18 protein-coding genes are annotated in these 25369 nt (G+C 49.4%); 9 read left to right on the top strand and 9 right to left on the bottom strand.

Features of this window, described 5'->3' with window-relative positions:
* Nucleotides 1-43: 43 nt before the first annotated feature.
* Entirely contained in the window at nucleotides 44-1111 is a 1068-nt protein-coding gene (locus BM202_RS25090; protein ID WP_093831339.1) for a LacI family DNA-binding transcriptional regulator, read from the top strand.
* A 73-nt stretch (nucleotides 1112-1184) separates the two neighbouring features.
* Here BM202_RS25090 and BM202_RS25085 read toward each other — a convergent pair whose 3' ends face one another.
* Nucleotides 1185-3590, bottom strand: coding sequence for a TonB-dependent receptor (locus BM202_RS25085; RefSeq protein WP_093831337.1), 2406 nt, complete (start codon nucleotides 3588-3590; stop codon nucleotides 1185-1187).
* Between the two features lie 264 nt (nucleotides 3591-3854).
* Here BM202_RS25085 and BM202_RS25080 point away from each other — a divergent pair, with 264 nt between their 5' ends.
* From BM202_RS25080 to BM202_RS25065, 4 genes are all read left to right on the top strand, one after another.
* Nucleotides 3855-4802, top strand: a complete 948-nt coding sequence (locus BM202_RS25080) for a threonine ammonia-lyase (RefSeq protein ID WP_093831527.1) — start codon at nucleotides 3855-3857, stop codon at nucleotides 4800-4802.
* Nucleotides 4803-4973: 171 nt separating this feature from the next.
* Nucleotides 4974-5405 carry a GNAT family N-acetyltransferase gene (locus BM202_RS25075; protein ID WP_093831335.1) on the top strand — a complete coding sequence of 144 codons (432 nt, stop codon included), beginning with the start codon at nucleotides 4974-4976 and terminating at the stop codon, nucleotides 5403-5405.
* 25 nt (nucleotides 5406-5430) lie between these two features.
* Complete coding sequence (locus tag BM202_RS25070) at nucleotides 5431-5793, top strand: DUF3471 domain-containing protein (RefSeq protein ID WP_093831333.1); 363 nt, start codon at nucleotides 5431-5433, stop codon at nucleotides 5791-5793.
* A gap of 110 nt (nucleotides 5794-5903) precedes the next feature.
* The gene (locus BM202_RS25065; RefSeq protein ID WP_093831331.1) at nucleotides 5904-7220 is read left to right on the top strand and encodes a PQQ-dependent sugar dehydrogenase; all 1317 of its coding nucleotides are present in this window, start codon (nucleotides 5904-5906) and stop codon (nucleotides 7218-7220) included.
* Nucleotides 7221-7328: 108 nt separating this feature from the next.
* On the opposite strand, the gene BM202_RS25060 is transcribed toward BM202_RS25065, so the two are convergent.
* Nucleotides 7329-9116, bottom strand: coding sequence for a hypothetical protein (locus BM202_RS25060; RefSeq protein WP_093831329.1), 1788 nt, complete (start codon nucleotides 9114-9116; stop codon nucleotides 7329-7331).
* The gene (locus tag BM202_RS25055; RefSeq protein WP_093831327.1) at nucleotides 9106-9717 is read right to left on the bottom strand and encodes an RNA polymerase sigma factor; all 612 of its coding nucleotides are present in this window, start codon (nucleotides 9715-9717) and stop codon (nucleotides 9106-9108) included. Before BM202_RS25055 ends, BM202_RS25060 begins: the two co-directional genes overlap by 11 nt.
* 176 nt (nucleotides 9718-9893) lie before the next feature.
* On the opposite strand from BM202_RS25055, the gene BM202_RS25050 reads away from it, so the two are divergent.
* Nucleotides 9894-10592, top strand: a complete 699-nt coding sequence (locus BM202_RS25050) for a hypothetical protein (RefSeq protein WP_093831325.1) — start codon at nucleotides 9894-9896, stop codon at nucleotides 10590-10592.
* 137 nt (nucleotides 10593-10729) lie between these two features.
* On the opposite strand, the gene BM202_RS25045 is transcribed toward BM202_RS25050, so the two are convergent.
* The 3 genes from BM202_RS25045 to BM202_RS25035 all read right to left on the bottom strand — a co-directional run bounded on the left by BM202_RS25045 (nucleotide 10730) and on the right by BM202_RS25035 (nucleotide 16505).
* Nucleotides 10730-11905, bottom strand: coding sequence for a glycoside hydrolase family 88 protein (locus BM202_RS25045; RefSeq protein ID WP_093831323.1), 1176 nt, complete (start codon nucleotides 11903-11905; stop codon nucleotides 10730-10732).
* Between the two features lie 209 nt (nucleotides 11906-12114).
* On the bottom strand, nucleotides 12115-15255 hold the full coding sequence (locus BM202_RS25040) for an efflux RND transporter permease subunit (RefSeq protein ID WP_093831321.1): 3141 nt from the start codon (nucleotides 15253-15255) through the stop codon (nucleotides 12115-12117).
* A gap of 110 nt (nucleotides 15256-15365) precedes the next feature.
* Nucleotides 15366-16505: an efflux RND transporter periplasmic adaptor subunit gene (locus BM202_RS25035; protein ID WP_093831319.1), complete on the bottom strand. Its 1140-nt coding sequence runs from the start codon at nucleotides 16503-16505 to the stop codon at nucleotides 15366-15368.
* Nucleotides 16506-16974: 469 nt separating this feature from the next.
* Here BM202_RS25035 and BM202_RS25030 point away from each other — a divergent pair, with 469 nt between their 5' ends.
* Entirely contained in the window at nucleotides 16975-19131 is a 2157-nt protein-coding gene (locus BM202_RS25030; RefSeq protein ID WP_093831317.1) for a hypothetical protein, read from the top strand.
* Between the two features lie 57 nt (nucleotides 19132-19188).
* Here the strand turns inward: BM202_RS25030 and BM202_RS25025 are convergent, their stop codons facing one another.
* Together BM202_RS25025 and BM202_RS25020 are read right to left on the bottom strand one after the other, a co-directional pair.
* Nucleotides 19189-19818 (bottom strand): NUDIX hydrolase, encoded by a 630-nt coding sequence (locus BM202_RS25025; protein ID WP_093831315.1) that lies wholly within the window; start codon nucleotides 19816-19818, stop codon nucleotides 19189-19191.
* A gap of 85 nt (nucleotides 19819-19903) precedes the next feature.
* Nucleotides 19904-21502: an NAD(P)/FAD-dependent oxidoreductase gene (locus BM202_RS25020; RefSeq protein ID WP_093831525.1), complete on the bottom strand. Its 1599-nt coding sequence runs from the start codon at nucleotides 21500-21502 to the stop codon at nucleotides 19904-19906.
* Between the two features lie 231 nt (nucleotides 21503-21733).
* Between BM202_RS25020 and BM202_RS25015 the strand changes: the two genes are divergently transcribed.
* The gene (locus BM202_RS25015; RefSeq protein WP_093831313.1) at nucleotides 21734-23665 is read left to right on the top strand and encodes a DUF4350 domain-containing protein; all 1932 of its coding nucleotides are present in this window, start codon (nucleotides 21734-21736) and stop codon (nucleotides 23663-23665) included.
* A 62-nt stretch (nucleotides 23666-23727) separates the two neighbouring features.
* On the opposite strand, the gene BM202_RS25010 is transcribed toward BM202_RS25015, so the two are convergent.
* Nucleotides 23728-24747: an acyl-CoA reductase gene (locus BM202_RS25010; protein WP_093831311.1), complete on the bottom strand. Its 1020-nt coding sequence runs from the start codon at nucleotides 24745-24747 to the stop codon at nucleotides 23728-23730.
* A 134-nt stretch (nucleotides 24748-24881) separates the two neighbouring features.
* Between BM202_RS25010 and BM202_RS25005 the strand changes: the two genes are divergently transcribed.
* Nucleotides 24882-25232: a 4Fe-4S binding protein gene (locus tag BM202_RS25005; protein WP_093831309.1), complete on the top strand. Its 351-nt coding sequence runs from the start codon at nucleotides 24882-24884 to the stop codon at nucleotides 25230-25232.
* Nucleotides 25233-25369 lie beyond the last annotated feature (137 nt).

The raw sequence follows: 25369 nt of genomic DNA, 5'->3' as shown, positions 1-25369 counted from the left end.
GCTGGCAGGGGTAAAAATTGGATAAATTACATTTCAGGTTTGTATGGCAACCCACCAGACTACGATTATTGACATTGCCCATGCGTTAGGAATTTCCAAATCGACGGTATCGCGAGCTTTAACGGGCCATCCGAACGTGAACGAAAAAACGCGCCAGCGAATCCTCGATATGGCCACTCAGGTCGACTATCAGCGGAATCAACTGGCGATTTCACTGCTGACGAATCGTACGGGGACGGTTGGGATTATGGTGCCGGAATTCATCAGCTTTTTCTTCCCTAAAGTCATCATTGGCGTCCAGGAAGAAATGGCCAGATCGGGTTACAACGTAGTGATTTGCCACTCGAATGAGTCCTACGAAACCGAGGTGGCGAATGCAAAAGCCCTGCTTGCCAGCCGCGTGGATGGGCTCATTGTGTCGCACACAAAAGAGACCCGCAACTTCGACCATTTCAAGGTATTCCAGCGCAAAGGTATTCCGGTCGTGTTTTTCAATCGAGTGTGCGAAGACATGAACGTATCGAACGTAACGGTGGACGATTATAACGGGGCGTTCCGGGCGGTCGAGCATCTCATTCAAACGGGCCGTCGTCGGATTGCGCATCTGGCTGGACCAGATACACTCATGAACAGCCGCAATCGGCTAAGTGGCTACCGGGATGCGCTGACGCAGTATGGTTTACCCGTTGATCCTGAGTTGGTTATCGCGTATGACCTGAATCTGGATAAGGCAAATATCTACGTAAACCACCTGCTTAATTTGCCCAATCCACCCGACGCGCTCTTCGCCATGAATGACCCCACGGCCCTCGAAGCCCTGAACGTAGCGAAACACCGGGGTATTTCCGTTCCTGACGATCTGGCAATCGTAGGGTTCAGTGATGACCCAATATCGTCGCTCATTGAACCGGGTCTTACATCGGTTTCCCAGCCCGTTGGCGAACTTGGCCAGCAGGCGGCTCAACTGTTAATCAGGCAATTGGAAGCAAAGGAAGACGAGTTTCAGCCTGAACGGATTGTGCTGCCAACGAGCCTTATTGTGCGCGGCTCGACGGTGCGAAGTGATGCTACTATTTTGCCGCAATTACCCCACCCCCGGCCCCTCCCCTGAAAAGCAGGGGAGGGGTTGGGACGGTCGGCCGCTGCCGTGGGGTAAAGTCTCACAATAAGTATGCGCAAACGGTTTAAAACTCGCCCTCCCCACCTTCCTTCGGCTTCTTTTTCGCCTGACGTAACCGGTAGCTGAACGTTAAATTAATCTGACGAAGCCGGAACTGTGAACTGTTTTCGGCGTAGAAGTTAGGACCTTCGGTAATTGACCGGAAGCGACGCGAATTGAAAACGTCAAGCACATTGAGCGTCAATGTACCGTTATTATTGAGCACATCTTTGCTAACCGAAAGATCTAACGTAGCAAGCGCTTTCCGGCGGCCCTGGGGCGTTTGCTGGGGTGCTTCGTAGTTGCCGCGTAACTGAATATCAGTTGATTGCCAGATTGTAAAGCGGGAAATAAGCCGTGTAAACCAGCTATACGTATCACTCTGGTAATTCACATCCAGGTTGCTGCCGTTGGTGACCGCCCGAAAAAAGTTGAAACTACCGTCGAGTTTCCACCATTTATAGGGCGCATATGACCCCGCGAATTCGGCCCCATATGAGTTTTCACTCTGGAGGTTTTCGGGTCGTGTAGTGGAGTATCCCTGATCATTCACCCGGCGAATCGACAGGATTTTATCGTTGGTATGCCGGTAATAGACCGATGAACTAATCGAGCCTTTCCCAAAATATTTGATATGCCCAAGTTCAAAGGCGTTCGTAAATTCAGGATTCAAATTGGGGTTGCCGCTCCAGAAATTTCGGTTGTCGCTGAAGGTGCTGAACGGACTTAGATCGTTGTATTGCGGCCGACGTATCCGGCGACTGAAACTAAGTTGCAACGCATGCTGACGTGGTAGATCGTAGGTGAAGTGTACGCTCGGAAACAGGTTAGCGTAGTGGCGCGGATTAACGTCGTTCGTTTGCCGTAGTGTAGTTGTTACGTCGGTTATTTCGCCCCGCAACCCCGCCTGGTAGGAAAATTTACGGGCTTTATTGCCAATAATGCCGTAGGCCGCGTTGATACGTTCCTCATAGATAAAGTAATTGGTCAGACCAGGAAGGGGAGACCAGGCGCCATCTCCGGCCTGTTGCGTCACCGAATAATCATTGGTCATATCCCGCGAACTACTCCGTAAACCGGCTTCTACTTTGCCATTTTTGCTGAACGGCCGAATGTAATCGACCTGAACCAGAAACTGCTTTTCTGTCTCGTCATTGATGGAACGTTGCAGAACGGACGGTATCATTTGCGTCCGGCCATCGGGCTGAAACGTCTGCTGGGCGAAATATTGATCCGAGCTTTCCCAGTTATCCAGATAGCGAATGTCGGCGGTGAGTTCATGGCCTTCCCGCGCAAATGTTCGTTTGTAGGTCAGGGTATATTCCGAATTGGGCTCAGTTTCTGTTTCGTCCTGCGTGCGGCTGGTAATGCTACGTAGATTATTGAGGTTAGATTGGTAATCCCGGTAATTGATGTCGGCAAAGCGTTTTCCTTTACTCAGTCGATACGTATAAGCGGCCGTCAGTACGTTCTTTGCATTGAAAAAATAGTCAAGACCGGCGCGGGCATTGTTGTTCTGCCCTTTAAGGTTAGACGTCGAATTTTGCTGCGTAACGAAGGTCGTATCGTTGCGGTATAATTCCTGATAAAGCGAACTGCGGCCCGGCGTATTCCGATAGGAAGCGGTATAATTGACAAAGAAATTGAGATTCTTCCGTCGATAATTTACGTTGGCAGCCAGCCCGAAATTGGCCGGATAGCCCGTAATCAGGTCGAACGAGCCGTTGATGCCTTCTTTATGCTCTTTCTTTAACACGATATTGATGATGCCGCCCATACCTTCGGCCTCGTAGCGTGCCGATGGGTTGGTGATCACCTCAACCCGCTCGATGCTGCTACCCTGCAACTGCTGCAAACCACTGCCGCCTTTGAAGCTCACCAAGCCCGACGGTTTTCCGTCAATCAGAATCCGGACGCTGTTGCTTCCTCGCAGGCTAACATTCCCTTCAGCATCAACCGCAACGGAGGGTACGTTGCTCAGAATATCGGAGGCCGTTCCGCCAGCATTAGCCAGGTCTTTTCCTACGTTGAAAATCTTTTTGTCCAAAGCCAGCTCCATCTGGCTTCGTTCGCCTTTCACGACAACTTCTTCCAGCCTTTTGGTGCTGGATTTGATGGTAAGGTTTCCCAGATCAAGGTCTTTATCCACAATAGCAACTGATGGAAGGCTTCGATCCTGATATGATATTGCACTGATTTTTATAGAGAATTGACCCGCCTTACTACGTATCTCGAACTTACCTGCTTCGTCGGAAATAGCACCGGTTACGGGTGTGGATTTGGCATTCTGGTACAACGCAACGGTTCCAAAGGGGACCGGTTTATTCTGATCATCGACCAGGGTGCCCCGAATCGAGAACTGGCGTTCTGGTTGGCCCTGCGCTAATGTTGATAATGTAAAAAAACTCAGGAGTAGTAAATAAAATTTCATGCGATACGTAAAAACTTGATGTTGAGTATGGTGCCGATAAACTATTTTGATGCCGCATTACGTATCGTAAACCGACCGTTGCGTCAAAAAATAGGTTGTCTGCACGTGAGTGGATGATCGAAAGAGGGGAACCGTATTCAGAAGGTAAAGTCTGGCTAAATCTCCTTTTTGTAGACCACATTTTTTAGAAGAAAAGCAGATTTGCTAACGCACGTAGCGGCCGTTTTCTTCGTAATTTGCCGCTATTCGACCAATATGTTCCTGATGATTTCTTTCGATACCATTCAAGAGGCCCACGACCGCATCCGGCCCTACATCCACCGAACCGCCGTTCTGACCAATCAAACGATCAATGAACGGGCGGGCGCCGAGATCTTTTTCAAGTGTGAAAACTTCCAGAAAATAGGTGCTTTCAAAGCGCGGGGTGGATTGAACGCCGTATTGCAGGTTGTTCAACATAAGGAAGGAAAGGCAATCACAACCCATTCGTCGGGTAATCACGCGCAGGCTGTCGCGTTTGCCGCCCGACAGGTGGGAATGCCCGCTTACATTGTGATGCCGCGCACGGCTCCAAAGGTTAAGAAAGACGCAGTGCTTGGTTATGGTGCCGACGTAATTGAGTGCGAACCCACGCTTGAGGCCCGCGAAGCGGGAGTACGTGAAGTTATCGAACGAACGGGCGCGGTGCTGGTACACCCATTTGACGATGATCGCGTGATTGCCGGACAAGCTACGGCGGCCAAAGAACTGATCGAAGATGCTGGAATCGAACGAATGTTCGACGTGATTATGGCGCCGGTCGGTGGGGGAGGGCTACTGAGTGGCACGGCTTTAACCACACATTATTTATCGCCAAAGACCCGAATTGTTGCTGGGGAGCCTGAAGGTGCAGCTGATGCGATCTTATCCTTTCGTAGTGGTCGGGTTGAAAAAGCCCCCTACATAAACACCATTGCCGACGGGCTAATGACGAGCCTTAGCGAACGGACACTGGCCATTATTCGGGCACACGTAGCTGATATTCTAACGGTGTCGGACGCGGAAATTAGCGCGGCCATGAAACTGGTTTGGGAGCGGATGAAAATCATTATCGAGCCGTCGTCTGCCGTGCCACTGGCCGCCGTGCTGAAGCACAAAGAGCAATTTGCGGGGCAAAAGGTCGGCATTATCCTTACCGGTGGCAACGTCGATCTGGGAAAGCTACCGTTCTAATTTATGGCGATGGCTAGTGTGTGGCCACTAAAGCAGGAACAAGTACTTCGTTCGTTGAAAACCACGAACCGTCAGTCTGGCCATCCAATAGATTTAACGACTAATAGGGCTCGTAGCTTTCAAAAGTGGTAACTTGACCGCCTAATACTACCTAAACACGACGTTTCAAAGATGATTGTACCCCCCTCCGCGGCCCTTTCCATTCAATCGATTACGGCTGAACAAACTTATGCCCTGCGCCACGCTGTACTTTGGCCCGATAAGCCATTCGATTATGTAAAAGTCGAAAATGATGCCGATGGACGCCACTGCGGAGCGTTTCATAATGGAGAATTAATCTCGGTTATTTCCCTGTTTGTGAATGGTAAAGAGGCACGTTTCCGCAAATTTGCTACCCGTCCTGACTACCAGCGGCAGGGTATTGGAACCCTGATGCTAACCCATGTAATCGCCCAGTCCCGGCGGTTTGGAGCGACTACGATCTGGTGCGATGCCCGGCTTGATGCGGCCGATTTTTATCGGCGGTTTGGTATGAAGGCCGTTAGTGATGTGTTTTACAAGGGGCCTATTCCATACGCCAAATTTTCGCGAAGTTTGCTGTAAACGAATCCTTTAATCAGACAAAATCATGAAAATAGTACTGACACTTTTGTTAGCGGGTAGTCTGCTGGTTATTACTAACGTAACGAATGCCCAAACGGCGTCAAGTGACACGACAAACCTGAAAGCTTACCTTGGCTCATATACCCTGTCTAGCGGTAGTCCTATTCAGAAATACACGATTACGGCCGAAAAAGGCGATTTATTTGGAGAAGCCGATAGTTACGGTAAGAACAAACTGGTGAAACAGGCCAAAGCTGATACGTATCAGTCTACCAGTTCCTATAGCTCTATGATCACCTTTGTGCGCGATGCCGCCACAAAAGCCATTACGGGCCTGACACTATCGGCGCAGGGAACAGAATTGACGGCTAAAAAAGACAATCCTTAACTAAATGGCTGTTCGATGAGTTGAGTATTTATGTGGTTTTGTGATTGGATAAGTCGTGTCTGGAATGCACGACCCCGGCACGAATAAACTTAACACGGTTATACTCAACGATGAAAACAACGAACTTTATGCTGGCAGCTACCACGCTGTCGATGGCACTGGCGTCCTGTGGCCAGAAAAAAGACACCAATCAAACGGCTGAAGCGGTCACCACTGCCGATACGACGATTGTACTTCCTGCCCCCTATGCGACGAAATCGACGATCAATTATAGTAACGTAATTGGCTGGCCGGATGGTAAAACGCCCCAGGCTCCGGCAGGTTTTACAGTTACGGAGTTTGCCCGCGATCTGGATAGTCCCCGCTGGATATATGTAGCACCCGATGGTGACATCTTTGTGGCAGAGTCGAACACCGAGCGAAAGGGGGCCAAAAATGCCGTGATCAATGCGGCTACCGGACGTAACAAATCGGAGCGGACGGCCGCCAGCGCCAATCGAATTACGCTATTACGCGATACCGACAAAGACGGAAAACCCGATCTGCGCCAACCCTTTTTAACGGGTCTGAATCAGCCTTTTGGTACGTTGGTTTTAGGTAATTACTTCTACGCAGCCAACACCGATGGATTGATGCGTTACGACTACAAACCTGGTCAGACGAAAATAACGGCCCCCGGTAAGAAAATCCTGAACTTACCCGCCGGCGGTTATAACAATCACTGGACCCGCAACCTACTGGCCAGCGCTGACGGCAAAAAGATATACGTATCGGTTGGGTCGGGTAGTAACGTGGGTGAACATGGTCCTGAAAACGAAGTTCGGCGGGCGAATATTCTGGAAATCAATCCCGATGGTAGTGGCGAACGTATTTACGCCAGCGGCTTGCGTAATCCTGTGGGAATGGGCTGGCAACCAACCACAAAGATGCTGTATACAGCTGTTAACGAACGAGATGAACTGGGCGACGAACTCGTACCGGACTACCTGACGAGCGTGAAGGAAGGCGCATTTTATGGGTGGCCATACTCCTATTACGGACAAAACGAAGATCCACGCCGGAAAGGAGAACGTCCTGATCTAGTAAAAAAGGCTACAGTTCCCGACGTACCGCTGGGAGCCCATACGGCCTCGCTGGGACTGGCCTTTTATGACAAGACGGCCTTCCCCGAAAAGTACCGAAATGGCGCTTTTATCGGACAGCATGGTTCCTGGAACCGTTCGCAATTGTCGGGATACAAAGTCGTGTTTGTGCCGTTTAAGGGTGGAAAACCCGGTGAGCCAGAGGATTTTCTGACGGGGTTTCTGACCGGCAAAGATAAAGACGCCTATGGCCGTCCTGTGGGTGTGGCGGTGTTACCGGATGGATCAATGCTCGTTGCTGATGATACTTCCGGCCGAATCTGGCGGGTGACAGCCAATAAATAAGGTGTAAGTAAAAAGACGTAAAAGTCATAAGATAGAAAGGCGTAAGTCGCTGACACGAGAGCAAAATGCTTGCGTCAGCGACTTACGCCTTTCTATCTTATGACTTATCTAAAACTGGAACAGTACTCTTGCCCGTAAACCGAGTGTTGCGTTGTTCTGCCAGTTTGGGTCGCTTTCCGACTGCATTGGTAAAGTGAGCATCGGGCTGGTTTGCACAACCCAGTGACCACGTTGCCATTCCAGACCAAGGCCCAAGGCAAGTGTATTAATTAAAGGAGCCGATCGATTGTTGTTGCTAAGCTGGAATTGATCGAATCCACGTTGGGGTATGTATATTGGACAATAAAAGGTTACATCTTCTGCACTTTTTAAATTCAGCGATGTACCAACTGTCGGTAGTAACGATAACGTTTGCGTAACCGGGATTCGATAGCCGAGCGAAAGCGGAATCTGTACACGGGCCGTTTTTGTGTCGATGTTCAGAATGTCACGTTTGGGATCAATCATGCGCCCAAGTCCATATTCTTTCCGGAAATCCCGACGGGTTCGAACATCGAAATCGAAATCGTCAATGAACATACCGCTGTACGTAGCCTGACTGATCCCCACACCAATGGTCAAATGCTTGCCAATCAGTGTTTCGGTGAACACACCAACACTCCATAAGCTGGAAGCTATTTCACCACCCACACCTGCCCGGAAGCGGATAGCTGCCCGGTTAACAGGTTGACTTTCTGGGGCGCTTACGTTTGTTTTCTCCGCAATCTGTGCCGGCACTGTTGGTACAGGCACTTTTCTGGCTGGTTGCAGACGCTTGGCACGCTGCGCCATCAGCGCAGTCCAATTAAGGCTTTTAGTCGATAGCGGACGGCTATTAACTAACTCATAGCTGGCTGATACCGTGCTTGTTTCCGTAGAAGACTCATTTTTGACTGGCGTAACCTGAGTGACTTCGTTATTTGTTTTATCGATCGCATTTGCCGGATTTAACGTAGTAGCTCTCGTCTCCCGGTTCTTCCCGATTATACGATCCGAAACCTGATTTGTCTCATTCAATCGCTCGGCGCCCTGACTTTTTTCGTTCAGGTTTCCGGCAATCTGATTTTTCTCCTTCAGATGGTCTGCATCCTGGCTTTCTCCTTTTCTGCCAGATACGTTTCGGCCGACTATCGCCCGGTTATTTTCGGGTTGATTCGTAGAAACGACTTTGGTTTCTAATGGCTTGTTATTGAGAATTTTATCAGAAGTAGACGTAACATCATAAGGGGCAGTTTGGGCGGTAGATGGTTGGTTAGTTGATTGACGTACCCCGTCTGTCGACGCGGGTTTCGCACTCGTTTTCGCATAGTGTTCCTGCTTTGATAAGGCTATGCGTTGCTTCAAGGGAGCTTCGTCAGGCACTGCTGACTGGGAACGGGAGGGCGAAGGCACGGCGACGTATCGATTTATGTAAACCGTATCAGGACGAACTGACTGTCGGTCAATTTTTCTGGATGGTGTCGAAGATACGTCAGCATCCTTAGGGCGAAGACCATTGGCGTTTGTCAAATCCGGCCGTGCATCGCCCGGCAATTTCTGTTCGGCTGGCTTTTGGGCAGACTGAACCTGTTGTTTGTTGAGTTGGCCTACGGTTTGGCGTAACTCATTGATTTCGTGACGTTGCCAGATGCCAAGCGTTACCAGCGCAACCGTACTGACGGTGGCTGCGGCCATCATCCAGGGATGACTCGACCAGATACTGCCCGTAACCGGTTGGCCTGTGCCTGATGAGCCCGGTTGTGGCATATTTGCCTGTTGAAGCGTGGACTGCATCTTGGCCCAGTCTTTCTCGGAAAATTCCGGCCGAATACTTTCCAGTTTTCGCCGGATAATATCGGAAAAGCGGTCAGTTTTCATGGTAGGGAATGGAGTTTGTAGGGCCTGAGTTCGTGTGGAACGGGTACGCTTGTTTGATGAGTACTTGTAATTTTTGCCGGGCACGGGCGAAGTTTGATCGTACGGTAGCCTCGTTATGGCTTAATATCCCGGCAATTTCGTGGAGGCTATAGCCATCCACTACGTGCATCATAAACACCGTTCGGTAGGTTGGGGTTAACTGTTGTACTAAGGCCAGGATTTCCTCGGCGGCAATGTGATCGACAATGTCTTCGTCGAAGGCAACCTGTTCACCCGTTTCCAGGGACGACGTATGTTGCTCTAACTTCTGATTTTTGCGGTAATGACTAATGGCCGTATTAACCAGAATAGTACGTAGCCAGGCTTTGAAAGGCAGATTTTCATCGTAGCTGTCCAGGTGCTGGAAAGCCTTCAGAAAGCCTTCATTCAGGACATCTTCAGCTTCTTCGACGTTCGATGTATAGCGCAGACAGATGCTTTTGGCATAACCAAAAAACTGCTTGAACAGCGTTCGTTGCGCACGCGGATCGTTTGTACGGCAAGCCCTAATGACGCTGAGGAGGTCATTTTCGGCGAACGGAGACGATTTTCGGAAAAACAAAGTTCGAGCAGATTTACGTAAACATCCCTGATTATAACTAGACTACGCCATTCTGTTCTAGAACGTTGCAACGATCGGCCAGGTTCTTTTTTAATTTTTTCAATTGATTGCCACACTTACGCAACGAGTTACGTAAAGATATTAAACGGATTTACTCACTCCGTTTGTGTTATCTAATGAATGTGCTGGTAATTGGCGACGAACATACATACGGCTACGGGCTGTCGGGAGGAAAGCTTAGTTATATAGGGCATTTTATTCGCCAGTTTAGCCAGGCTGGCCAAGCGGTTTCCGTAGAGGCCTACGCCAATTTAACGATGACCCAAATCGTCGCTACGTTGGATCGACTGCCGTTGAATCGGTACGATCTGATTATGCTACAACTTGATGAGACGATACTACAACCTACGGATTCAACCTTAACTGGCCCGCCTTATGTTGCCGTTCCCTATTCGTCTGAGTTAGCACCACGAGCCAATCCACCAGCCATAGGTACTCAGTTAAAAAGCATCGGAAGCGCGTTACTCACGTTTTTGTGGCCGCTACGTGCCCGGACGGCTCTGTCGGTATTGATGAAACAACTTCGGCCCTATCGCCACAATGTCTTACTGATGACGCCCTTTCCGCACCGGAACGCAATTGACAGGTGGTTACGGAAGCAGAGCCGAGCGGTGTTGCTTGATGAAGCGGATGCGCATGTATTCAGTGTGTTTGATACCGATTTGGTGATCCAGCCACGTGAGGAATATTTTCTGCCGAATGATAAGGAACACCTCAGCGCTGTCAGTCATGAGTTACTGGGACGCGCAGTGTTCGATTTTTATCAGTCAGCGCCAACGATTGTTACGATTCAGGCCATCCGCCGGGAGGAATAAAGAATTTGTAACCAACCTATTTTGACCGTCTGCTTTACGAACAGAAACTAAAAAGTCCCCGAACAAAAATTCGTTCGGGGACTTTTTAGCTCTTCGGAAACAGGAGAGCCGACGGTCCTGGTCGGCACTACTCAATACTAACTCTTTGCTTTTCTACGTAGTGTGTCGTAACGTAGCAGCGCTTCCAGATAGTAATAATCGGCGTAAACGATTGGTGTGTCTACTTCACTTTTCTGCGGTTTATGACCTACGCTGTGCTTCAGAATAAAGTTGTTATTCTCGCCTAGATTAGCTTTATAGGCGGGACTGGATAAACTCTCGAGCATCTTTACCGCGGCCTGATAATACGTTTTTGCCGAAGGACCGCCGTAGGTAGAGAGTTCGAAAAGTGCCGAGGACGTAATAGCACCAGCTGATGCATCGCGTTCTTCATTCGGAATGTTTGGGGCGTTGAAATCCCAGTACGGAATTTTGTCGGCTGGTAAGTTTGGGTGATTTAAATAGAAGTCGGCAATGTGGCGGGCCTGATCCAGGTATTTCTTGTCTTTTGTTTCCCGATACATAACCGTAAAGCCATACAAGCCCCACGCCTGACCACGCGCCCAGGCCGAATTGTCCGCATAACCCTGCGCCGTTTTCCTGGCAGCGACCGTGCCGTCCGGATTATAGCAAACGACGTGATAACTGCTGTAATCGGGCCGGTAATGGTTCTTTATGGTGTTATCAGCATGTGTCACCGATAAGTTATAGAATTCTTTATTTCCCGATGTTTTGGCAGCCCAGAACAGAAACTCCAGGTTCATCATGTTGTCGATGATCACGGGATAATTGTAGTTCTGAAATTTATTCCATGACTTGATAACGCCAACCTTCGGGTCGAAACGCGTCGATAATGACTTAGCACCCGTTAGCAAGATCGGTGGATACGTAGCATTTTTGGTCAGCCGATAACCGTTTCCAAAGGGGCAGTAGAGCATAAAACCCAGGTCGTGCGTACCGGTGTTGTACTGTTCTTTCGCGACGGCCATTGTCCATTTTTGAGCCGCTGCTTTCCAGACCGGCGCTTTCGTATGCTCATAGATGTGCCAGAGCGAACCGCCAAAAAAACCACTGCACCACCAATCTGATGTCCTGTCATCAGGTGAGCCATCCGGTTTTGTGGATTGCGGAAATTTGGTGGTATCGGGATGAGATTTCAGCATGAGCGCATATTGCTGGGCAGCAAACGCGAATTCTTTGTCAACATCGATGGGAGATTGCCCAAAAGCAAACGGGCTCAGGAAAAGCAGGATAAAAGGCAGGTAACGTTTCATGGATTTGCCGTATTTGAATAGGCTTTTATGGGATTTATGAAGAATGACTACTGCTCTAAGCAGCAAAGCCAGCTTTTTTAATCAGCTAATGCAAAAAAGAAATGTCGCAACATCGGGTTGAAACCTGGTGGTTAGTATAACAGATAGCAAAAGAGGTGAATCTGAACGAATCAGAATTCACCTCTTTCAAAGAGCAATGGTTGGTTTGATTAATGTACAGCTAACTCCTTTGGCTTTCTCGTATCACCTGGAAGCCCTTCTGGTTGTGGAAGCGATTGTTGCTCACCGCCTTCTGGCTCAACATCTTTTCTACGTGTCATGTATGTATAAATCACTGGCACAACATAGAGCGTTAGCACAAGCGAGAACATAAGCCCACCCACAATAACAATACCCAGCGGAATCCGGCTTTTGGAGGCTGAACCGAGCGCTAGAGCGAGCGGTAAAGCCCCAAAAGCCGCGACAAGCGTAGTCATCAGAATAGGGCGTAAACGTAGTGCGGCTGACTCCCTTGCGGCTTCAAATTTGTTCTTGCCTGTTAATCGCTGTTCGTTAGCAAACTCTACTATCAGAATGCCATTTTTAGTAACCAGCCCCACGAGCATAATGATACCAATCTGGCTGAAGATATTCAGTGTCTGGTTAAACATCCAGAGCGAGAAAACAGCGCCCGCCAGGGCCAGCGGCACGGTGATCATGATAATGAGCGGATCAATAAACGAATCGAACTGAGCCGCCAAAACCAGATAAACCAGAATCAGGGCGAGGCCGAAAGCAAATAACGTATTGGATGAACTCTCGGCATAGTCACGGGAAGGACCGGACAGAGCTGTCTGGAACGATTCATCAAGCGTTCGTGCGGCAATAGCCCGCATGGCATCTACACCATCGCCAACGGTTTTGCCGGGAGCTAGCCCCGCCGATACCGTCGCCGATTTAAACCGGTTGTAGTGATATACCTGTGGAGGGCTACTTACTTCATGAAACCTGACCAGGTTATCCAACTGGATGAGCTGGCCCTGGCTGGAGCGTACATAAAAGGAACCCAAATCAACGGGAGCGTCGCGGTCAGCCCGGTCTACCTGTCCAATTACCTGATACTGTTTCCCATTCATCAGGAAGTAAGCAAGGCGCCGGTTACTCAGGGCTAACTGGAGCGTCTGGGCCACATCCTGTACGGAAATGCCCAAATTGGTCGCTTTCTCCCGGTCAATGCTGATATTCAGTTCAGGTTTGTTGAATTTAAGGTCAACATCAGACGTCTGGAACGTGGGGTCTTTCTGGACCTCATCCAGAAACAAAGGCAGTTTTTCCCGCAGTTTTTCAAAATTCAAATTCTGAATGACAAACTGAACGGGTAACCCACCCCCCCGGCCCACCTGAATGGTTTGATCCTGTGTAGCGAACATGCGGGCCTCACTAAATCGCCTGACGCCCTTATTGATGAAATCGACAATCTCCTGCTGTGATCGTTTTCGTTCGCTGACGTCGACCATATTAAGCATTACGAAAGACGAGTTAACCGCGCCTGCGCCTGAAAATCCTGGTGCTACTACGCTGAATGCCAGCTTAGTTTCTGGAATGGAGTCAAGCATGAAATTCATAACGCGGTCGGTTGTAGCCGCCTGTGATTCGTAGCTGGTACCTTCTGGCGACGTAATAGAAACCCGAGTCCGGCCGCGATCTTCGAGCGGAGCCAGTTCAGATTTCAGCAGTGAGCCCAAGCCGAAAATAAGCAGCAAACACACGCCAATCATAACAAATGCCCAACCGCGCCGACGCATAAACGTATCGAGCGAACTACGGTAGGACGTATCGAGCCACTGGAATAACGGCTCCGTTTTTTCGTAAAACCAGGATCGTTTATCGTGGTTTTTGCTGGTCATTTTCACGCTAAGCACTGGCGTCAGTGTCAGCGACACAAAAGCAGAAATCAGTACAGCTCCAGCGACTACAATACCAAACTCCCGGAACAGCCGCCCAACGAAACCTTCCAGAAAGATGATGGGCAGAAAGACAATAGCCAGGGTAATGGACGTGGCCAATACCGCAAAGAAAATCTCGTTGGAACCTTCTTTGGCCGCCTGTTCGGTGTCCATTCCCTGCTCGATCTTCTTGTAAATATTCTCCGTAACCACAATACCATCATCCACCACGAGACCAGTTGCCAGCACGATTCCCAGCAACGTTAGTACGTTAATACTGAAGTCAGCTACGTACATGATAAAAAAGGCCCCGATCAGCGATACGGGAATATCAATTAGCGGACGGAAAGCGATCAGCCAGTCACGGAAGAAGAAGTAAATGACCAATACAACCAGAACAAATGAAATAATCAGTGTCTCGCCAACCTCTTCAATAGCTCGCCGGATGAAAATACTACGGTCAATGCCAACGCTGACAATGATGTCGTCGGGAAGATCTTTTTTGAGCTGATCGAATCGTTTGTAGAACTCATCGGCGATGCTCACATAGTTGGCACCGGGTTGAGGAATCAACACCAGAATGACACCCACTGCCCCGTTTTGCTTCGAGATGGTTTCTTCATTTTCAGCGCCTAACGTAGCATAGCCAACATCTTTGAACCGCACAATCTGATTACTCGTCTGCCGCAGAATCAGGTTGTTGAATTCTTCTTCGGTCGTGATCCGCCCAACGGCTTTTACGGTTAGTTCAGTGTTGTTGCCATACACCTTACCGCTGGGCAATTCCACGTTCTGGGCCGTCAGGGCGCTTTGAATGTCCTGGGCTGTCAGGCGGTAAGCCGCCAGTTTGATCGGATCAATCCAGAGCCGCATCGCCTGACGTTTGAGGCCATAAATGTTGGCCTGACTAACACCCGGGATCGTTTGCACCCGCTCCTGTAGTACGTTCTCGGCGTAATCCGACAATTGGGTTGGGTTGCGGGTCGTACTCTGAACGGTCATGAAAATGATCGGTTCAGAGTTTGCATCAGCCTTAGTCACTACGGGTGGCGCGTCAATGTCCTGAGGAAGCTGGCGCTGGGCTTGAGCCACTTTATCGCGTACGTCGTTGGCAGCCTGCTCCAGGTTTGCATCCAGGTTAAACTCAATCGTAATGGTGCTGGCACCCAGCGCGCTATTCGACGAAATCGTACGGATACCTTCGATACTGTTGAGCGATTTTTCGATAGGTTCCGTAATCTGCGACTCCACAATGTCGGGATTTGCACCGGTATAGTTTGTCCGCACCGAAATCACCGGTGGGTCAATGGCCGGATATTCACGTACGCCCAGGAACGTGAAACCGATGATGCCAAACAACACGATAACGATGGACATCACCATCGCAAACACGGGCCTGTTCAGACTTAACTCGGGTAGACTCATTGCTGTATTGAGTTTATAATGTTTGGTTTACCGCTTACGGTTTTTAGTTTTCGGCCTTGCAACGTGCGTCTGCATCAACCACTGAAAACTGTAAACAGAATACGAAGAACTCAGTTTGCTGCTACTTTAGGGCCAGTTCCTGGCAACGTTATAACCTTATTGACTTTAACCGGTGAATCAGGCTTGATGAACAGCAAACCCGTTGTTGCTACGGTGTCGCCTACTTGAAGGCCCGATAGTATTTGAATCGAACCAGCGGTGCGAAGGCCGGTTTTCACGTCTTTAAAAACCGCCTTACCATTTTTAACCACAATAACCTGATTCGTTCGGGTTTGTGGAATAACGGCCTGGGTTGGAACGACCAGACTTTGATCGTTTTGAATCGTGAGCGTTACCCGGGCGAACGCACCAGGCCGAAACCGGGTGGATGCGTTATTTACCCGAGCCCGTATACGCAGGTTACGCGTTTGCTCTTCAACGCCTGGTTCAATGGCATAAACTACTGCCTGACTTGGCTGGCTATCTCCATCTACCATAAACGAAATCATACTGCCATTGTGTACTGCCTGACCGTATTTTTCGGGGATCGAAAAATCAAGTTTGAGCGACGAAATCTGCTGCAAACGGGCAATCAACGTACTGGGTGAAACGACAGCCCCCATACTAACATTCCGCAAGCCAATCACGCCCGAAAACGGTGCCCGAATTTCAGTACGTTGCAAGTTGGCTTTTACCAGGTCAATGTCGGCCAGCGATGAACGCAGGTTGGTTGTAACGATGTCATACTCCTGTTGGCTGATACCACCCCGTTCCAGCAATTGTTTGTTACGTTCTTCTGTACGCCGGGCATTATCGGCCTGTGCCTGAAGCTTTTGGAGTTGTGCCCGCAGGTCCGTGTCAAAGAGTTTAACCAGCAAGGCACCTTTTGTCACGGGTCGACCCTCCTGAATATTAAGCTCTGTAATACGAGCCGAAATTTCGGGATATATGTCAACCTGTTCAGCCGCCAGCAGTGATCCACTGGATACGATGTCTTCCCGAATTCGCTGCAACGCGACCACGAAGCCACTGATTGTCGATGGGCCACCTCCACCGGGACCGCCTTTTCCACCAGCAGCGCCACCGCCACCTTTTCCGCCACCTCCTCCACCAGCGGGATTAGCGCCGGGAGCCGGATGTAACACTTTGTTATACACAATTATCCCGCCGAGTACCAGAACGACGAGACCGATAGCAATCCATCTTTTCACAGGGAAGTTATTAGCAAAAGAGACTATAAATTTTAACGGTAGAAAGGCCGTGATTGTTCTTCAAATGCAAATCTATTAAGGTTGACGACTATATCAACGCGTAGATGACTGAACATAAAGGGATTTTAGTTGAGCTTTCTGCCTGTAAACCAATGCAAAGCACTCCTCATTATGCGTAAAAATGCTCAGTGGATAAGGCTCTCTATTGTGACTTTTTGTACTGAAAATCAGACCTTTTTCATAGTAGTCAACGTGATGTTGACCAAGTATGTTTAAATACAGGAATGAATTGATTTTCAGGAAGTACTTATTTGGTTAATAATAAAAAAATTAAGAAACTTCTGTGTAGTGTCGTCCAGTTTTTTATCCTTGCTGGCTAATTCCTCAAAACTAGCCAGCAAGGCTACCTATCTTCGTTGGGTAATAGCCAGATACTTCCTTCTTTCCTGTTCATTCGCCCGTTTGCCGCATGAAACCCCAATTATTTCTCATAACCATAGTCCTCACTGCCAGCCTCGCTTTTAAGCCTGTTTTTTCTCAAAAAGTACGCTCAGAACGTATCGATCGAAAAGCAGTTGTAGCCCGGCATAATGTGGTGACTACCCGCTTCGATTCGATGCAGTCGGTTTCGGTGGGTAATGGCGAATTTGCCTTTACTGTTGATCCAACGGGTCTGCAAACATTTCCGGATATTTATCAGCAGGGTGTTTCACTCGGTACGCAGTCGCAATGGGGCTGGCATAGCTTTCCGAACACACAACAGTATCAACTCGACGAGGTATATAAAACCTATAAAGCGCACAATCGGGATGTTTCCTATACCTATGCTTTTTCGAAACCCGATCGGCTCAAAGCAGTATCGGACTGGTTTCGGGAGAATCCGCATCGGCTGCATTTAGGCCAGATTGGGTTTGGCTTAACGAAAGCGGATGGCTCGCCGGTCACACCGAAGGATTTGCAAAACGTCCGGCAGAAACTGGATTTATGGACGGGTGAAATTCGGAGTCATTTCGAACTGGAAGGGCAACCCGTAGACGTACTGACGGTGGCGCATCAGAGTCAGGACCAGATAGCGGTTCGCGTGCAGTCGCCGTTGCTGAAAACCGGACGACTTACTCTGACGTTTCGCTTTCCCTATGGGTCCGGCGATTGGGAAAATGCCATCGACTGGACAAGCCCGCAGCGTCATAAGTCGCGGCTCATGTCCACTACGGGTCACGGAGCGCTTATCGAACGTACGCTCGATACCACCCGCTATTCAGTACGTATCGGTTGGAGTGGGACGGCCTCGCTAACGCAACCGGAAAAGCACCAGTTTGTCCTGAAACCAACGAGTCAGAGCGAATCGTTTGAGATGAGTTGTCGGTTCTCGCCCAAACCGGGTGGTCAGGCAATAGCCTCATTTACCGAGACACTTACTAACAGTCAACAGCGCTGGGAGAAATTCTGGCAAACGGGCGGAGCCATTGATCTGGCGGGGAGTACGGACCCCCGTGCAGCTGAGCTTGAACGACGTATCGTGTTATCGCAATACCTCACTAAAATTCAGTGTGCCGGATCGGCTCCCCCGCAGGAAACGGGGCTGACCTATAATAGCTGGTATGGCAAACCACACCTCGAAATGCACTGGTGGCATGCCGCTCATTTTGCCCAGTGGAACCGGATCGACTTGCTAGAGAAAAGCCTCGGCTGGTATCGGTCAGTTCGAAGAAAAGCGCAGGCTATCGCCACCCGACAAGGTTTTAAAGGCGTTCGCTGGCCGAAAATGGTCGATCAGACAGGGAATGAAAGCCCATCGACTATTGCTCCCTTTCTGATCTGGCAGCAGCCTCATTTCCTGTATTTCGCCGAATTGTGTTACCGTCACCATCATAATCGGGCGGTGCTGGAGAAATACAAAGACCTGGTATTCGAAACGGCTGATTTCATGGCTTCCTACGCTTATTTTGACCCCGCGAAAAAGGCGTATATTCTGGGGCCGGGCCTGATTCCGGCGCAGGAACGTTTCAAAGCCGATGATACATATAACCCGACTTACGAACTTGCCTACTGGCGCTGGGGCCTGACCGTCGCTCAGCAATGGCGGCAGCGACTTGGCCTGCCCCGAAACAAGCAATGGGACGACGTATTGACCAAACTTTCGCCATTACCCGTACAGGATGGGCTCTATCTGGCTGCCGAAAGTGCACCAGATTCGTATACCTTCCCAGCCTACATGACCGATCACCCCGCTGTATTGGGGGCCTATGGTTTCCTGCCTGCATCGTCGCAGCTCGATGTGCCGACCATGCAACGTACGTTTGACAAGATTATGAACGTCTGGAAGTGGGAAGAAACCTGGGGGTGGGATTATCCGCTGGTCGCGATGACTGCTGCCCGTTTAGGTAAACCCAAGGACGCTGTTGACGTACTTCTGATGAAGGTGACAAAGAACACATTTCTGCCGAACGGCCACAATTACCAGCGGAGTAACTTACGCATTTACTTGCCAGGAAACGGCGGTTTATTAATGGCTATTTCGATGATGTGCGCCGGCTGGGACGGCTACACAGGAGACCCGAATCCTGGTTTCCCGAAAGACGGTACGTGGCAGGTGAAATGGGAAGGGCTGAAGCCAATGCCCTGAGACTTTCAACTTTCTGAAACCTAACAGGTTTCAGAAAGTTGTTTTGACACTACGTAGCTATCGACTTAAAACCATAAGCAATTCACTGATCATCATGGCCGTAGCGCCCCATACGCGATACTCCTGAATCTGGTAGAAGGGCGCGTCGACGGTGATTCCCCGAACTTCAATCTTGCTGTCGCCAACGATCGTTTCGTCCAGAAGCCGCTCAAGGTCGACTTCAACAACGGCCTCAACTTCGCGCGGATCAGGATAGAATTCGGGTCGGTAGGGGAGTACACCAATGACGGGCTGTACGTAGAAATTGCTTGGCGGAATGAATAGCTCCGTCAGCAGGCCCAGTACTTTCACATCAGACACCCGAATGCCAACCTCCTCCTGTGCTTCACGTAGCGCTGTACGGGTGAGGTTTTCGTCAATACGTTCCATCCGTCCACCCGGAAATGCCATTTGACCAGCATGAACACCATCGTACTGCGGACGTAAAATCAGTGGCAGATAAATCGAATTCTGGTAAGGATAGAAACAGATCAACACGGCACTTCGACGCGTTCGTTCATTGGGTTTTATACCAAGTCGATACCGAGCCGCCGACGCCATTTTCTGATGGGCTGATTCGCCTGGCAACGGCTTCTTCAAACGTTTCTGCAGGTCTTCGGTAAAGGTTTGAAAGGAAGTGTCGATCATATTGGTATTTGGGTTACGGTTTACGGCTTACGATTTACAGTGGATGCGTCAGCCGACCGAAAACCGAAAACCAAATACCGTAATCCTATTTATACAGCTTAACTAATTCTTCAGCACAACGTTCGCCATCCATAGCTGCTGATACGATGCCACCCGCGTAACCAGCGCCCTCGCCACAAGGAAACAAGCGCCGAAGTGCTACGTGTTCGCACGTATTTCGATCGCGCGGGATACGTACTGGCGACGAAGTTCTGCTCTCAACTCCAATTATTTGCCCATCGTTGCTTAAGTAACCACGCATTTTCCGGCCGAAATCACGTAATCCCTGGCGAAGCGGTTGAGCAATGTGATCGGGTAACACGTCGCTCATATCGACCGAAGCCAGGCCCGGTTGATAGGAGGTCGGCAGCAATTCGCTCGATACACGCCCGTCCACAAAATCGGCAACAAGCTGTGCTGGAGCGGTCTGCGATTGGAGCCGGGATGCATCGCCAATGGTTTGACCAGCGCCCATGCGGCAAGCCCAGCGTTCCAGGTCCTGTTGCAAAGCCAAACCGGCTAATGGGCCCTCATCCCCATAAGGCCGCAGGTCATCATCTGTGATCGCTACCACCAGCCCCGAATTAGCGTATTGTGAATCCCGCCGTGAGGGCGACATACCATTGACCACCAATTCGCCCGGAGCCGTTGCCGCTGGCACAATAAATCCACCCGGACACATACAAAACGAAAAAACGCCCCTTTCTACCCCTTTAAAACGCGTTTGGGCCACCAAACTATACGACGCGGCTGGTAGGTATTCGCCACGATTGGACCGGTGATATTGAAACTGATCAATTAAACTCTGCTGATGCTCAATGCGAACGCCCATCGCAAATGATTTTGCTTCGATACGTACATTGCGTTTGTGCAACAGATAAAAAATGTCGCGTGCCGAGTGGCCCGTTGCCAGAATAACACCGATGCCTATCAGGGATTCACCATTGGCTAACACAACGCCCTTTAGCTCGCTTCCCTCAACAATCAGGTCTGTTACTTTGGTGTCGAAGCGAACGTCGCCCCCAGCGTTCAGAATACTTTCGCGCAGGTCGGCTACTACGTTCGGTAATTTGTTGGTGCCAATGTGCGGGTGCGCATCGACCAAAATCTGTTCTGTAGCTCCATGTGCTACAAAAACTTCCAGAATACGTCGCACGTCACCCCGTTTTGTGGAGCGCGTGTACAGTTTCCCATCTGAATACGTACCGGCTCCACCTTCGCCAAAGCAATAGTTCGATTCCGGATTAACGACATGATCTTTATTGATGGCGGCAAGATCCCGACGGCGGGCGCGAACATCGCTACCACGTTCCAGTACAATGGGTTTTATGCCCAGTTCGATCAGGCGGAGGGCGGCAAACAATCCTGCGGGCCCGGCGCCCACCACAATCGCCTGTGGAGCACGGCTGACATCCTGCTGCGGTTTTTGATACTGAATAAGCGGGGGCGGAGTTTCTCCGGCAAATACCTCAACTTCAACCAGCACTTTAACGTGCCGATTGCGTGCATCAATTGACTGGCGTCGTTTACGCACTACTACGTCGTCTGTATCGGGTAAACTGAATTGACTCAATAGTTTCTCCCGGAAGGCTGTCTCGTCTAAAGCCTGCTCGGGGGGGAGAGTCAGTGAAAGTTGATGAATCATTGGCATCAGTGGCCAGTTTTTATCTGGCAACAAATTGATAAAATGGGGTATTGGCAAAGCTGTCTGATGCGTAACAGGCAGAGAAGAATTTGGGTTCTTTTTTAGTAAATCCGAAAAATTATTTGTCAGACGAAGGGTATAGCCTCGTTTCGCCTGTCTATTTCCTTTATTTAGGGAAAAGTAAATTCCCTTCAACCCGCTATTTAACTTATCAAGCGAGAGAAAATGAGCATGAAATGTAGTCTTTTGGGGTATCTGCTGGTGTTCAGCCATTGCCTGCTGGCTCAGCCGACCGCCCAGCCACGTAGCACTCCCTGGTCGCAGCGTATGGTTGCGTCCATAATGGCCAGTAATCCCGATTCTATTTCCTACAAGCGCAAGGATGGCAGCGCTGCACCGGCTCATTGGGAGTATGAAATGGGGGTTATGCTGGAAGCTGTTGAACAGGTCTGGTATCGTACGGCTGATGATAAATACTTCCAGTATATTCAGAAAAATATGGACCGTTTTGTAGGGCCGGACGGCACGATTCGAACCTACAGACTGGATGATTATAACATCGACTTTGTTACGCCCGGTCGATCTCTTTTGTTGCTTGCCCAGCAAACGTTGCCCGGTAAAGAAAAATATCGCAAAGCGGCCGACCTGCTTCGTAAGCAACTGGAGCAACAGCCACGAACGAAGGAAGGCGGTTTCTGGCATAAAAAGCGGTATCCAAATCAGATGTGGCTCGATGGGTTGTACATGGCCGAACCGTTCTATGCTGAGTACACGAAGTTATATGGACCAGCCAAGAATTTCGACGACATCGTTAATCAGTTCGTCTGGATGGAGAAACACGCCCGGGATGAAAAAACAGGCTTACTTTATCATGCCTGGGACGAAAGCCGGGAGCAAAAATGGGCTAACCCACAAACGGGAAAGTCGCCTAATTTCTGGAGTCGGGCTATGGGTTGGTACGTTATGGCACTGGTCGACGTACTGGATTACATACCTGCAAATTACACTCGCCGGGGCGAGTTGATCACGATTCTACAACGTACTATACCGGCTATTTTGAAATACCAGGACCCTAAATCGGGCTGTTGGTATCAAGTGACAGACCGACTTGGCGATAAGGGTAACTACCTCGAAGCCTCGGGTACGGGCATGTTTGTCTATGCAACGGCAAAAGGGGTCCGAATGGGTTATTTGCCTGCTTCCCTGATGGCACCGGCACGCAAAGGCTACGATGGCATGCTGAACCAATTTATCTCGACCGATGCCAAGGGACTGATTCACCTGGAAAAAACGGTGCTCGTGGGTGGACTAGGCGGTACTCCTTATCGTGATGGTAGCTACGAATATTACCTGAGCGAACCACTACGTCAGGATGATTTAAAAGGTGTAGGGCCGTTTATTATGGCCAGCGTCGAAATGGAAATTGAGGACGAGCGTAAAGTTGGCAAAGGGAAGACCGTTGCCGTAGATAATTACTTCAACCACGAGTCTCGTAAAGGGGACATGGGCGAACCGGAGCCTTTCCATTACACCTGGGAGGATCGACAGCATTCGGGTTTCTGGTGGTGGGGAACCACATTTCGGAAGTTGGGCGCTAAAACGGTCACGGTTTCGAGCGCACCAACAGCCGCTTCACTGAAAGGCGTGGACGTTTACATCATTGTCGATCCTGATACACCTAAAGAAACGCCAAAACCAAATTACGTTAGTGATGCCGATATCAAGGCTATAGCCGATTGGGTACAGACGGGCGGAACACTGATGCTGATGGCTAATGATACGTCCAATTGCGAACATCTTCATTTCAATAAACTGGCCGCTCGATTCGGAATGCAGTTTCTGCCCAAAAACCGCAATATGGTGCAGGGAAACCAGTTTGAGCAGGGCAAAATCAGCATACCTGCCAGAAATTCTGTCTTCCCAACAACCCGAACGGTTTATATCAAAGAATTAGCTCCGCTTGATGTGAAGGCTCCTGCTAAAGCGGCCATAACAGATTCGGGCGATGTTATTATGGGTGTTGCTAAAGTAGGCAAGGGAACCGTTTTTGCCGTGGGTGATCCCTGGCTTTATAACGAGTATGTAGACGGTCGAAAAATACCGGCTCAGTTCGAAAATTTCCAGGCAGCTAAAGAGTTGGCCACTTGGTTGCTGGCCCAATAAAAGTACTTCAGGCTGGTTCTCAATTGAGAACCAGCCTGAAGTATCGCTATATCAGTCTTTATCTAAAGACTTGCCAAAAAGGCCATTGTATCAACGCCATCAGCATAATCCTCGAGGCTGGGGCGCTGCGTCTGACCGAATGGTATACTGCCAGAAAACCAACCCTGCGCCGAGGTTATTACCTGAATCCGCTCGGCGCGTTCGTTGAGCCAGGCTGTGGCGTCTGCCTGTGTCTGATACGTCTGGAAGTACAGCACCGAGATAGGGGAGACCAGCGCATCATTCTCCGTTAACAGCAAATAGCCATTGTCGAGGTGTGGAACCCCATTGATAAGATATATCGACTTGTTGTAGTCGTAATTATTCTGATACTTATGGTTATTGAGGTAAATTGGTACCTGTGGTTCCAATGCCCGTAGCAGTGGAATAAAATCATAGCCTTCAGGCACTAGTACTGTTGATACGTTACGGCAGCCCAATCCATAATAATCCGAAATATCGTGGCCGAGCTTCAGAAACTCGTCGCTATTTTCTTCACCCATCAGCAATCCCACCGAGGTGCGGTTTTTTCGGATGATGTGCGGCTTTTTGGCAAAATAGTACTCAAAATATCGGGCGGTGTTGCTACTGCCCGTAGCGATGTAGGCATCGGCAGCGTTTAGCCGTTCGGCTTCTTCGATCCAAGTATTAAAAGATGGATTGATCTCCTTTAATTTTTGTATTAAATAGTGGATTAATACAAAATCTTGGCTACTTAGTTTGGCTAATAACTTGTGACCGCTCATCAGTACACAGAGAAGGTCATGAAAGCCAACAGCCGGAATATTACCTGCCATGACAACACCGACCGTTTTTGAAATCTCTGGTTCGGATCGATACTGATTTGCCCAGACTGCTAATTTATCGGCCGTCAGGAATTCATCTGCAATAGCGCGTAAGGCAATCAGTGAGTTAGCAGGCGTAAACCAGTTATTTTTATAATTGGCCCGCTGGGCAATTTCGTCCAGTTCGGACTGGGCATTGGCTGAGCGCAGAAAGTCACCTAAAGCCACGAACGTTTGCTGGCGTTCTAATTGGAGCATGAATTGGATAAACAAATGGAATACACCATCAACTAATGTAATGAAATTTTAGTTTGTCGCCAACCTTTAAATAGTTATATTTGTTGTCCAATTCACACGGATACTAATTTAGCGTCTATAAATCTGAACTGCTCATGGCAATCATGATCACCGATGAGTGCATCAACTGTGGTGCCTGCGAACCCGAATGCCCTAACACGGCCATCTATGAAGGTGGTGTCGAATGGACCTGGGGAGGTGGAACCGAATTAAGTGAAGTAGATTTCGGGGACGGCACGGTCGTGAGTGGCAAAGCTCCTCAATATCCCGTCTCTAACGAATTCTACTATATCGTTTCCGATAAATGCACTGAGTGCGTAGGCTTCCACGAAGAGCCACAATGCGCGGCTGTTTGTCCAGTTGACTGCTGTGTTCCCGATCCTGATCACGAAGAGGACGAAGAAACACTGCTAGCCAAGAAATCCTGGCTCCACGCCGAAGCGTAGTACTACAGTCCATACACCAGACTGGCAATGCCCGATCAGTTCGCTGACCGGGCATTGTTGCGTTTTGTACCCTTTGCTACCTCTGAAATAGCCGATTTTGAAGCGAAAAAGCCATTTTCCCGAAAAGAATAATATTT

Source organism: Spirosoma endophyticum, assembly GCF_900112365.1.
Classification (GTDB): domain Bacteria; phylum Bacteroidota; class Bacteroidia; order Cytophagales; family Spirosomataceae; genus Spirosoma; species Spirosoma endophyticum.
Note: the sequence above shows the minus strand (reverse complement) of the source record. Positions and strands in the feature narration are given on the sequence as shown.